The 11395-nt window shown below is 25.2% G+C and carries 11 protein-coding genes, 9 tRNA genes, 1 other RNA gene and 1 pseudogene; 1 reads left to right on the forward strand and 21 read right to left on the reverse strand.

Features of this window, described 5'->3' with window-relative positions:
• Window positions 1–3: 3 nt before the first annotated feature.
• From AACL24_RS13305 to AACL24_RS13315, 3 genes and pseudogenes are all read right to left on the reverse strand, one after another.
• The gene (locus tag AACL24_RS13305; RefSeq protein ID WP_339047306.1) at window positions 4–213 is read right to left on the reverse strand and encodes a hypothetical protein; all 210 of its coding nucleotides are present in this window, start codon (window positions 211–213) and stop codon (window positions 4–6) included.
• A gap of 674 nt (window positions 214–887) precedes the next feature.
• A pseudogene (locus AACL24_RS13310) lies at window positions 888–1717 on the reverse strand (IS5 family transposase).
• A gap of 73 nt (window positions 1718–1790) precedes the next feature.
• Entirely contained in the window at window positions 1791–1931 is a 141-nt protein-coding gene (locus tag AACL24_RS13315; RefSeq protein WP_339047308.1) for a hypothetical protein, read from the reverse strand.
• Window positions 1932–2004: 73 nt separating this feature from the next.
• Between AACL24_RS13315 and AACL24_RS13320 the strand changes: the two genes are divergently transcribed.
• Window positions 2005–2694: a hypothetical protein gene (locus tag AACL24_RS13320; RefSeq protein ID WP_339047310.1), complete on the forward strand. Its 690-nt coding sequence runs from the start codon at window positions 2005–2007 to the stop codon at window positions 2692–2694.
• A 30-nt stretch (window positions 2695–2724) separates the two neighbouring features.
• Here AACL24_RS13320 and AACL24_RS13325 read toward each other — a convergent pair whose 3' ends face one another.
• The 18 genes from AACL24_RS13325 to smpB all read right to left on the reverse strand — a co-directional run bounded on the left by AACL24_RS13325 (window position 2725) and on the right by smpB (window position 11171).
• Entirely contained in the window at window positions 2725–3963 is a 1239-nt protein-coding gene (locus tag AACL24_RS13325) for an IS256 family transposase (protein ID WP_339047312.1), read from the reverse strand.
• A 152-nt stretch (window positions 3964–4115) separates the two neighbouring features.
• A protein-coding gene (locus AACL24_RS13330) for an IS3 family transposase (protein WP_339047313.1) occupies window positions 4116–5236 on the reverse strand; the annotation gives its coding sequence in 2 pieces (ribosomal slippage) (window positions 4116–4993 and window positions 4993–5236; 1122 coding nt in all).
• Between the two features lie 39 nt (window positions 5237–5275).
• A complete protein-coding gene (locus tag AACL24_RS13335; protein ID WP_339047315.1) occupies window positions 5276–5398 on the reverse strand; it encodes a hypothetical protein in 123 nt (40 codons plus the stop codon).
• Window positions 5399–5400: 2 nt separating this feature from the next.
• Window positions 5401–5601, reverse strand: coding sequence for a hypothetical protein (locus AACL24_RS13340; protein ID WP_339047317.1), 201 nt, complete (start codon window positions 5599–5601; stop codon window positions 5401–5403).
• Between the two features lie 1245 nt (window positions 5602–6846).
• Window positions 6847–6922: transfer RNA gene (locus tag AACL24_RS13345), tRNA-Asp, on the reverse strand.
• A gap of 1 nt (window position 6923) precedes the next feature.
• A tRNA-Met gene (locus tag AACL24_RS13350) sits at window positions 6924–6998 on the reverse strand.
• A gap of 21 nt (window positions 6999–7019) precedes the next feature.
• Window positions 7020–7109, reverse strand: a tRNA-Ser gene (locus AACL24_RS13355).
• A gap of 13 nt (window positions 7110–7122) precedes the next feature.
• Window positions 7123–7199: transfer RNA gene (locus tag AACL24_RS13360), tRNA-Ile, on the reverse strand.
• Between the two features lie 7 nt (window positions 7200–7206).
• Window positions 7207–7283, reverse strand: a tRNA-Met gene (locus AACL24_RS13365).
• Between the two features lie 32 nt (window positions 7284–7315).
• A tRNA-Ala gene (locus tag AACL24_RS13370) sits at window positions 7316–7391 on the reverse strand.
• Window positions 7392–7402: 11 nt separating this feature from the next.
• A tRNA-Pro gene (locus AACL24_RS13375) sits at window positions 7403–7479 on the reverse strand.
• A 1-nt stretch (window position 7480) separates the two neighbouring features.
• Window positions 7481–7557 (reverse strand) — tRNA-Arg (locus tag AACL24_RS13380).
• A 115-nt stretch (window positions 7558–7672) separates the two neighbouring features.
• Window positions 7673–7748: transfer RNA gene (locus AACL24_RS13385), tRNA-Cys, on the reverse strand.
• Between the two features lie 197 nt (window positions 7749–7945).
• Window positions 7946–8361: a transfer-messenger RNA gene (gene ssrA / locus AACL24_RS13390) on the reverse strand.
• A gap of 96 nt (window positions 8362–8457) precedes the next feature.
• The gene (locus tag AACL24_RS13395) at window positions 8458–8955 is read right to left on the reverse strand and encodes a BspA family leucine-rich repeat surface protein (RefSeq protein ID WP_339047319.1); all 498 of its coding nucleotides are present in this window, start codon (window positions 8953–8955) and stop codon (window positions 8458–8460) included.
• Window positions 8956–9179: 224 nt separating this feature from the next.
• Complete coding sequence (locus AACL24_RS13400; protein ID WP_339047321.1) at window positions 9180–9323, reverse strand: MspA/MspB/MIB-like signal-anchor domain-contatining protein; 144 nt, start codon at window positions 9321–9323, stop codon at window positions 9180–9182.
• An 86-nt stretch (window positions 9324–9409) separates the two neighbouring features.
• Window positions 9410–10351, reverse strand: coding sequence for a hypothetical protein (locus AACL24_RS13405; protein ID WP_339047323.1), 942 nt, complete (start codon window positions 10349–10351; stop codon window positions 9410–9412).
• A 388-nt stretch (window positions 10352–10739) separates the two neighbouring features.
• Window positions 10740–11171 carry an SsrA-binding protein gene (gene smpB / locus AACL24_RS13410; RefSeq protein ID WP_339047325.1) on the reverse strand — a complete coding sequence of 144 codons (432 nt, stop codon included), beginning with the start codon at window positions 11169–11171 and terminating at the stop codon, window positions 10740–10742.
• Window positions 11172–11395 lie beyond the last annotated feature (224 nt).

Here is an 11395-nt window from a genome sequence, read left to right on the forward strand (position 1 = left end):
TCATTAATTAAGTTTTTTATTTAATTCCTTATTATTTAAATTTATGTCTAATTCCATTACTAATATTTCATATTTTTCAATATAAGCATCTTTGAATAAATGATGTTTATAATTTCTATGAAAGCTAGTAGCATTTTCTACAGTTGAAAAAGCCTTATATTTTATTTGACCAGTATAATTAACTTCATATTTTAATAAGTAAACATATTTCATATTTATTTTTCTCCTTTTATTTTTTTATTGTGTTATGATATTGTTAATGAGTTATGTATTTATATATAAAACCCCCTATTTTTTTAAATAATACAAATGTAATTATTAATATAGATTAATGGGGTATTTACTGAGCCATAATAAGGCTATTCAAATTAATCTATAATTACATTAAGCGATACAGTGTAACATTTTAACTTGCTTAACATTAAATGCTCTTTTATTCTGATATAGAAGTATTTACATAAAGTACTCACTATTAGACTTCTATGACAGTTTTATGAAGTTTTAATCTTTTAACAAAAAAAGAACGATAGTTATATCGTTCTTTGTTATTATTAAATCTATCTATTAAATTAATGCGCCCCTAACAATGAAACAAATTCCTTTTTTTGTGTTTTTGGGTTATAATGTGTACAAATACGTCGTTTATAATTTAATAAACCTTTTTTTGCTTTTAATCTTCTTTTTCTAAATCTATATATGATTTATATTAGACTTCTTGCAAAACTATGATATTAATCACATTTTTTAAGTTTAAAAATTTATTTTAATAACACTTTTAATATTTTTTAAAAATTATTGTTCAAAATATGTTTTATTTTTTGTCATTAAAATACAACAAAAATTATTATTTCAAATAAAAAAATAAAATATTAAATTATCAAATATATTTAAATTAATAATTGTAAATTATAAATTGAAGCTATTAAATTAAATCTTAATGCAAATTTTTTTCTTCTCTTTCGATATTTTTCACTAATAATTTTAAATTTTTTAAGAATCGCAAAAACATGTTCAATAACAACTCTCATTTTTGAAATAGCCTTATTATTTTTCTTTTCTTCTTTAGTTAAAGGGTTTTTCTTTGATTTTCGTTTAGGTAATAAGACATTTTTATGTATGTTTTGTATACCTTAATATCCTAAATCTACTAAAATAGTTGTTTCTGATAAAAATTTCGTTTTTGAATTTTTTAAAATTTTAAAATCATGATTTTTACCATAAGAAAAATAAGAACTTATAATTTTTTTACTATCTTTTTCAATTATGACTTGAGTTTTTATTGTATGTTTTTTCTTTTTTCCTGAATAATATTGTTTTTGACTTTTTTTGGGCGTTGAATAGTACTTTCAGTCACATCAATGATAACTGTTTTATCTTTAAAATTATTATTTAACAGTGATTTTTGCCCATCAAGTTGTTGAAAATCAGGATGTTTTATTAAAGTATTTTCTATTCACTTGATATTCCTATAGCAACTACTTTCACTAATTCCATAACTTTTAGCAATATGAAAATAAGTTCGATACTCTCTTCAATATTCTAAAGTCATTAATAAACGATTTTCTAATGATAATTTATTAGGTGTACCACCATTTTTAAACTTTTTTACTTCTTCTGTCTTTAAAATTTTTAGAATTTTATTAAAAATAATATCATTTATACCAGTTAATCTTAATAATTCTGGATTGTTAATAGTTTTTAATTTATCAAACATCATAGATTACCTATCTTTTTTATTTTTAATTTTATTTTAAAAATTAAATTTTTAATAGATAGGTTTTGCAAGAAGTCTATTCAGATTTATCACATATACTTCATAAATAATCATCAATTTTTGCAAATAATTCTTCTGTTTGTTTTAAACTTAATTCATCTTGATTAAAATCGTGTTTGTCTCAATCAAAAAGATTAGGAAATGGTAATATAAACATTTTTAATGTTCCTTTCTAAATTTTGTTTGTTAATAATTTAATTGTATTGTTTATAAAAATTAGGGAGTAAAATATGGCTTTTATTAGTAGTTATGCACAACTGAATAAAAAATATAATCTTAATTTTAGTGATAATAATTATGGTTTTAATTGAGATATTTTTAAAGCATTTGTTGGTGATGAATGAGCAGAATATTTTACTACTAATTGTTTTTATCGTTTTATACCAACAGCACGTGGAACAAGAAAAACTTGAAACTGCTTAGCATTTGATTTATTTATATGTTGTAATTTTAGTGATAGTAGTGTCCAAGAAGTAAGAAGATATGAAAATACTCATAGTGAAACTACAATTGGTGCTTTAATGAATGTTTGTCAAGTTTTATTAGATACATATCATATTAATTTATTACCTAATAATCCACATGGTATTAAATGAAAAATAACTAAGGATGGTGGTTGTATTATTTTTCCTAATAATCAACAAATTGACTTTATTGGTTATGCTAATGGTAATAAGATTTTTGGAAAAGAAGCAGGTGGTTCAAGTTTTTTAGGTTCAAGAACAGATGAAATAATCATGGCAGAAGAAAAAGAAACACTTACTGATAAAGAATTAACATATCGCTATGAGCGATTAGAAATATCTATGTTTAGAAGTAACAGAATTAAAGTGTCAAATGAACCAATTAAAGAATGAAATTGAACTTTTATTGATAAAAATATATATAGCCCTACTTTTGGAAAAAAGGAGGCTTTTTAATAATCTGTGTTTCTTTGTTTTACAAAGTTACTAATTCAGATTAATTCTGTCTTCAAATTTTATCATAAAATGAGCAATTGCTGTATTTCAATTTTGAATGGGCATTGTTCATTTTTTTGTTATATTGTCAATTGCTAAATAAAATATTTTAAAAACTGACATATCGTTAGGAAAAACTTTTTTATTTCTGATGACTTTTCGTAATTGACTATTTACAGATTCAATAGCATTTGTGGTATAAATTACCCTTTTTATTTCTGCAGGATAACTAATAAAAACCATTAAATTATCTCAATTTTTATATCAAGATTTAGCAATTTGTGGATATTGTTTAGTTCATTTATTTTCAAATGATTCTAAAGCTTGCATTGCTTGTTCTTCACTACATGCAGTATAAATTGGTTTTAAATCTGCAACTAGAGATTTTCTATGCTTATATGAGACATATTTCAAACTATTTCTAATTTGATGAACGATGCATAATTGATGTTCGGTTTTAGGATAAACTGATTGTATTGCTTCTGACATGCCTGTTAAATTATCACTACAAGCAATCAGAATATCATTTAAGCCACGATTTTTCATTTCTGTGAAATTGGCTAATCAAAATTTAGCACCTTCATTTTCACTAATTCATAAACCTAAAACATCTTTTTTACCTTCTAAATCAACTCCTAAAGCTATATAAACTGATTTATTAATAATCCGTTTATCTTGTCGTACTTTAACTACTATACAATCAAAATAAACAATCGGATAAACACTATCTAATGGTCGATTTTGCCATGCTTTGACGTCATCAATAACATCATCAGTAATTTGACTAATAACACTTTCACTAATATCAGCACCATGATATAACTCTTGTAATTGCATTCTAATATCTGATAATGTCATACCTTTTGCATATAAAGAAAGAACTTGTTCATCAAAACCATCAAATCTTCTTTGTCTTTTTGCAACTATTACAGGATTAAAATTACTATTACGATCTCTTGGTACATCAATTTCAATTTTACCTTGTTGGGTTATTAATTTTTTTGAACTTATACCATTACGAGCATTGTCACTATTACTATGTTGATTCTTTTCATATCCCAAATAATTTTGCATCTCAGAATTCAACATTTTTTCTACTAATCTTTTTGTTAATTCTTTATACAATCCTCCCTCTTTAAAAACTGTTGTTAAATCTTCAGTATTTTCTAATAATAAATCTACTGCTTTTGATATTGGATCATTATTATTAATATTTTGCTTTTTAGCCATCTGTAACTCACTCTTTCTAGAAAATTAATTATATTTACTAGAACTAATTAAACATAGTTATTTTTGTAAGTTACACAGATTACTAAACATTACCGAAAAAAGATTACTCGTTATTTTTATAAAAACTTTTGGAATGGCAACACTTTTTAGGACTATTTTTTGGTAAACATTTGTTGTTGATATTTAACTGGAGTTAAGTAGTTTAAAGTGCTGTGAATTCTTATATTGTTATATCAATTGATGTAATCAAATAATTCTAATTTTAATTGGATTAATGATGTAAAATTTTTATCATTAATAAATTCGGTTTTAAAAGTTTTAAAAGTTGCTTCAGCAACAGCATTATCATAAGGACAACCTTTTTTACTTAAAGAACGGTTAATGTTGAATGCTAGTAAAAGTTTATCAATAATTTTATTGTTAAATTCATTACCGCGATCACTATGAAATATTTGAATATCTTTTAAACAGCGATTTGATTGCATAAATGCTTGATGTACTAATGATGCATCTTTTTTAACTCCAACACTATGTCCTATAATTTCGCGGTTAAATAGGTCTATTAATAGGCAAATATAGTTTCACCTACCATTAACTTGTACATAAGTTAAATCACTAACAATAACTTCATTTTTAATCCTATTCTTAAATTTTCTATTAACAAGATTAGTTATTTGACTATCGTTAACTTTGTTATTATGATTTTTGAATGATAATTTAGTATATTTTGATATTAAATTATATTCATTCATAATTTTTTTAATTTTTCTGCGCGATAAATAAATTTCTTGGTTTTCTAGAATTTTTTTTAATCTTCTAGTACCATAAACTTCTTTATTTTCTTTAAAAGCACTAATAACAGCTTCATCATAAATATTATTTTTGATTTTATTTTCTTTTTTCTTTAAATTAAAATAATATGTTGATTTAGATATTTTTAAAAAACGACACATTGTGCGAATTTTATATTTAGCTTTATTTTTGACAATAATTTCTATTTTCTGCCTATTATTAGTGCTGCTTGCTTTAAAATATCATTTTCCATTCGTAATTGCTTTAATTCTTTTCTTAATTTAATTAATTCATTTTCTTCAAAAGAACGATTATCTTTAGTTTTAAAACTTCCTGAATTACTAAATTGCTTAATTCAATTGTAAGTAGCTGCTCTTGTAACATTATATTCTTTAGCAAGGCAAGATACTGATTTGCCACTTTGATATAAAGCTACTATTTGTTTTTTAAATTCATCGGTATATGAGTTAATATTGGCCATAATTATAGTTCCTTTCTTTTAACAAATTTGTTTACTTGTCTACGTAATTAGTGTCCAATAAATTGTAACCCATCCAATATTATTAGTTTCATTTGAATATATAACAATTCCATTATTACCAATACCAGCAGGGTCAATACCAATAATTAAGTCATATTGCATTATTAATAAAAATATCCATTATTTATTTTTTGAATTAATGAATAATATATTGCATCATGATTTGCACTTCTATATCCATCATTTTCAATTTTACTTTCTAAATATGTAATGAATTTTGCTTTATTAAAAGAATTATGGTGTGGAGAATCGCAAATTCCAGTAGTATTTTCAGTTAAACTTTTACATATAATACATCTAGTCATATTTATATTTATACCTCCTACTTAACCTAATATTTAAAATACAGTCATAACAAATTGCTTTACTATTTTTATCTCTTAAAAAATATTTTCTTGTTTTTATATCATTAGTATTAAAGAATAAATAATCTAATTTATTTTGTTTACATGTTCAACAAAAATACTTTTTCATAATAGTTCTTTCTAATATATTCTGTTGCTTGTAGCATAAAGAATATATATTTTTATTTTTATATTATTAATACTATTCGTTTTATTCATTCCATCAATTCTGGGCTCAAAAATAAATTATGAAATTTTAAAAAACATTGAGGCATTCGATTCAATATTTATTTAATTTGCGCTTAGCAAATTAATATTTTAATTGAACCGGCACCGCTCAATTTTTTTTACAAGTTTGAAATTTATTTTCTCGCCCAAAAAATTTTTTCAAAAAAAATAAAAAATAAAACCAACACTTGCTCACTGGGGAGTGGCAAGGTTGGTTAAATAAAGAATAGAAATAATACAATAGGTCCCTACAACAGGTCTATATATACTAGTTTCCAATTCGCTCCCACCCCAAGAATTACCATTACTGGTTAGTATAATTTATTAGGTATCACTCCACTTTTTATTTATCCATGCAAGTCCACATGCTAGCTACTATTTTTAACAACTGTGTTGTAGTTCACTTTTTTAGTTCCCTAACACGTGTTGATAATAGCGTTAAAGAGGTTTATTAAAAATTTTAAAATTTTACAATTACAAAAAAAGACAAGATTTTTATTCTCGTCTTTTGTCATTTATTTTTAATTCAAGGGTAAAAAAAGAAAGGAGCTATTTTTAAAACTTTTTAGTTACCGACATCTTCGACACGCTCCCAAAAAATTTAATGATAATATATTTTTTAAAATTGGTTCATTGATACCATTTTCTAATGTTAATACATTATTCACTGGTATCAATGTCTCAACATTATTGCTACTTACGATACTTGAAGATGAGTTATTAAAGATTAATAAATTATTTATCATATTTTTGCTCATTTTTAAAAATTAAAAACTATTATAAAATAATAGCTAAATTTAAATAAAATTATATTTATTATTTAAACTATACGTGTATTTTAATATTTTTAATTTACTTAATCAATCAAAAACTTTCTTCCATAATGAATAAAATAATTATTCATTATACCAATAAAAAAAAGAGTAAGACTTTTTACTTACTCTCTAAATTAATACTGCTTATGTTTTATTTTCTAAATGGCGGTCTTGACGGGGATCGAACCCGCGATCTCCTCCGTGACAGGGAGGCGTATTAACCACTTTACCACAAGACCGTGGTTGCGGAGACTGGATTTGAACCAATGATCTTCGGATTATGAGCCCGACGGGATACCACTTCCCCACTCCGCGATGTATAAAATTTAATAATAATGGAGGAGGCTGAGGGATTCGAACCCTCGAGCACTTGCGCACTGACAGTTTTCAAGACTGTTCCCTTCAACCGGACTTGGGTAAGCCTCCGAGTATTTAAGTATGGTGGACCCTATCGGATTCGAACCAATGCTCGCCCGGTTATGAGCCGGGAGCTTTAACCAACTAAGCTAAGGGTCCTAGACTATGGTAGCGGGGATGGGACTCAAACCCATGGCCTCTCGGGTATGAACCGAACGCTCTAATCAACTGAGCTACCTCGCCAGTTTTAGTTTAAATGTTTAACCGATATATAATGGTGGACCCTATCGGGATCGAACCGACCACCTCCTGCGTGCAAGGCAGGCGCTCTACCAAATGAGCTAAGGGCCCTTATTTAATAATGGTCGGGAAGACAGGATTCGAACCTGCGACCTCTCGGTCCCAAACCGAGCGCTCTACCAAGCTGAGCCACATCCCGATGGTGCGCCTGGCAGGACTTGAACCCACAACCTTTTGATCCGTAGTCAAACGATCTATCCAATTGATCTACAGGCGCATTTAATTACTAAAATTTATAGTAACTCATTAAATCATTAAATCATTAAACCTAATCAATTATAACTTATTAAAAGTAATATTTACAAGTATATTTGCAAATATTATTAATATTTTGGAGGAGCCGATCGGATTCGAACCGACGATCAAAGTTTTGCAGACTTATGCCTTAAACCACTTGGCCACGGCTCCAAATATAATTAAAAAAATTTAAAGACTTTTCAATATTACCAAGACTAGTTACTATTTGCAACTTGTTTTACAATATTATTCATAAAATATTTAAATATTTTTTTATTATTTATTTCACTAATTAAAATTTTATAAAGGTATTTATAATTAATTATTAAATTAAATAATAAAAAAAGCACAATTGTGCATTTAATTTATGGTGGAGATGGCGGGGATCGAACCCGCGTCCAAAAGTTAACTGACTAACTCTATCTACAGTTTAGTATAATTTAGAAAAATCACTATTTAATAATAAATTATACGAAATTATGAATAGCTAGTTAATGGAAATTCGAAAAAATTTATTAACATCATTTTTTCTAGTTTATCCTATGATACGTTACTAATAATGATAAACTTGCTATTAGTAACGGTAGTATTTACTTCTTAAGTAATTAAGCAGGTAAAACTGCTTGATTTCCTAAACCAAATCCAAAGTTGTTTAACTTTGTTGTGAATCAGTTAGGTACTACGGTTTTAGTTTGTTTTCCGGTTATGAAACCTCGTAGTATTATGGTCTACCAAACCACTGCCACAATTAGTTGTTCACTCCTGTCGAAACCAGAACATCCCCGCTAATATTATACATTACTTTCTACTATAAAGCAATTTTTGGTTTTCTTAAAAATCACTAATAATTCTTTCAAACTTTCATCATAAATTATAAAATCTAAAAATTAAAATTTGGCAATTTATCAATGCTATTACTAATTCAAGAATTAATGGCAAAATTATCATGAATTATTACTTTTGAAACATTTCATTGTGATAAATTTTGATCAAACGTTATTGCACCGGCAAATATAGAATGCATAGTTATTACATTTGAAACATCTCAACCCGAAATATCTTGATTAAATTTTCTTGCACCAGCAAACATACCATGCATATCTGTCACTTTATTTACATTTCAACTTGAAATATTTTGATCAAAAGCATGTGCATTAAAAAACATACCTCTCATAATTTTTACTTTTTCTACTCTTCAAACTGAAATATTCTGATTAAATGAAGTTGCATATGCAAACATATCACTCATATCTGTAACATTTGAAACATCTCAACCCGAAATATCTTGATCAAACGATGAAGCACTTTGAAACATCTGTTTTGTACTTGTTATTTCTGATGGTAACTGATCTGGTACTTTTTGAATTGTTTTTGGCATTTTAACAGCTTGAATTTCTCCAATTTTATTTTCATAAAATCCAATTTGAACAATTTCAATAGTTTTTATATCTGATAAGTCTATTTTACTAGTTGTTTGCTCTTCTCCATTACTATCAACGTAAATTGTATCTTGTTGTTGTATTATTGTATATTTATAACGATTTGATTGTCTATTTGAATTTGGTGGTTTAGGTAATAAAATCTTTGGATTAGATTGTGATTTTATTTTTTTTCTTTTTCATTTTCTTCCTCGTTTTTTGCTTCTATATCAGAAGTATACAAAATACCAGCAGTGGCTCCACCAACTAAAGTAGTACCACCAACAATTGCAGTAATAATTTTATTTTTTTTACTTTTTTCAGACATAAAAAAACCTCTCTTAAATTCTTATTTTTTTTATAATGGCATGACCATATTTTATATAATTTTATGTAGTAAAGTATTTAATATACTTAAATTTTATTTCAATTGTGATTTGTTAAAACATGATGCTTTTCTGTCACTCAATAATTTGAAGAAAATAACGTAATAAATATTAAACTAATAACAGTTAATAACGCAATAATATTACCAATATAAAACATTATTTCATTATTTAAAGTAATTAAATTATAATTAATAAAACTATCGAGTAAATCAACACTACAAGTTAAAATAGCTATACATGATGCATAAATTCCTGTAATAGGCATTAATTGTCGATAATTTCAATCTAAAACCAAACTATATATAACAAAATTGCAAATGCCAAAAGCAATATTGGATAAAATTTGTGAAATCAAAACTGCGTAAATATTAATAGTTACTAAACTAATCATAATACTTACTATATAGATTCCAAAACCAAAATATAAAGCAATATTAGCACTGAAAAAATAATATAATCATCATCCCAATAAAAAAACACCAATTACTTGTGGCAAAGTAGTAAATAAAGTTTTATAAACATGCCATCTTTGATCAATATTACTTATTTTATAATTAAAAAATTGAGAATTCATTAAATAATAAATTAAATAAATAGTTAATCCAAACATAATTAAAATTATTATTTTTCATTGAGAAAAAGTTTTAATTTTTTTTAAAACTATTTCATCATGCATACCCATATTTTTTGGATCTTCTCGCAAAAGAAAAGACATGAAAAAAGTCAAAATGAAAAAACACAAAGCAGCAATAATAAAATAACTGATTTTTGAAATTGTAATAGTTGAAATATTAAGCGTAAGCATATTAATCGGTATAATAATTAAACTTGCCAATAATCCTGGAACAATAAGTATAGTAAAAGTTAAAAAAGCATGTGATTTTACAAAATATTGTTCATTGAACATTAATTCATGAACTCCTAATGATGCAGTACTCATTCCTAACGCAATATTTAACAAAATCAAAGATCAAAAATTTGGTACAATTAAAACTAAACAACAAGTAACCAAAAGTCAACTATGCATTCATCAAATATACAACTTTCTTTTTTTAAATTTTGCAGTAAAAAAAGTAGCTGGTATAGCAAAAATAATTACAGTAACTGAAACAATCACTGTAATACTAATTGCTTCAGTTACTAAATTAGTTAATGATAAAACTAAAAAATTATTAATAGCTTTTAAACTATTAATACCAAGATAAAGAAAAAAATAATAACTAATAAATAATCATTGCCACTTATCTATCTTTTGCTTAAAAAGAAAAAATAAATAAAAACTTGTAAATAAACAAAAGATTATTAAGAAAGATAATTATATTATCATAGTTTTTTTTCCTTTCTGAATTAAATTATTATTTTTTGATTTGTCTTACTGCATCACGATTTTTAATGGTTTCTCTTTTATCATAATTTTTTTTACCACGAGCCAATGCTATTTCTAACTTTGCTCTACTTTTACTATTTAAATATATCATTGTTGGAACAAAAGTTAAGTTTTTTTGCTTTTGTTCTTGTTGAATTTTTTTAATTTCACGAGCATTTAAAAGTAATTTTCTTTTTCTTAATGGATCAAGTATATAACTAGTAGTAAATTTATAAGTAGTAATGTTCATATTAATAATATAAGCTTCATTATTACTAAAAGTTACATAACTATCCTGTAAAGATACATTACCTAAACGAATTGATTTAATTTCAGAACCAGTCAAAACAATTCCCACTTCTAATTTTTCTAATAATTCATAATTAAAGTACGCTTTTTTATTTTTTGCAATTATTTTCATTGTTTCCACCATTATTTTCATAAACTTTATAATTAGATTATATAATAATAATTTCATAAATACTGAAATACTTACTTAAATTTGTTTTTTATTAAGAACATGCTATAATCTAATGAAGGTTAGATTAATCAATAGTTTTTCTAGCAATGATTAATGTAAAATTAAACATAAAATTAATATTTGTTGTATAGCGACCCAAGAAATAGATTTTATATTTGTTTTAC

This window comes from Spiroplasma endosymbiont of Colias croceus (assembly GCF_964020095.1).
Taxonomy (GTDB): Bacteria; Bacillota_I; Bacilli_A; order Mycoplasmatales; family VBWQ01; genus Spiroplasma_E.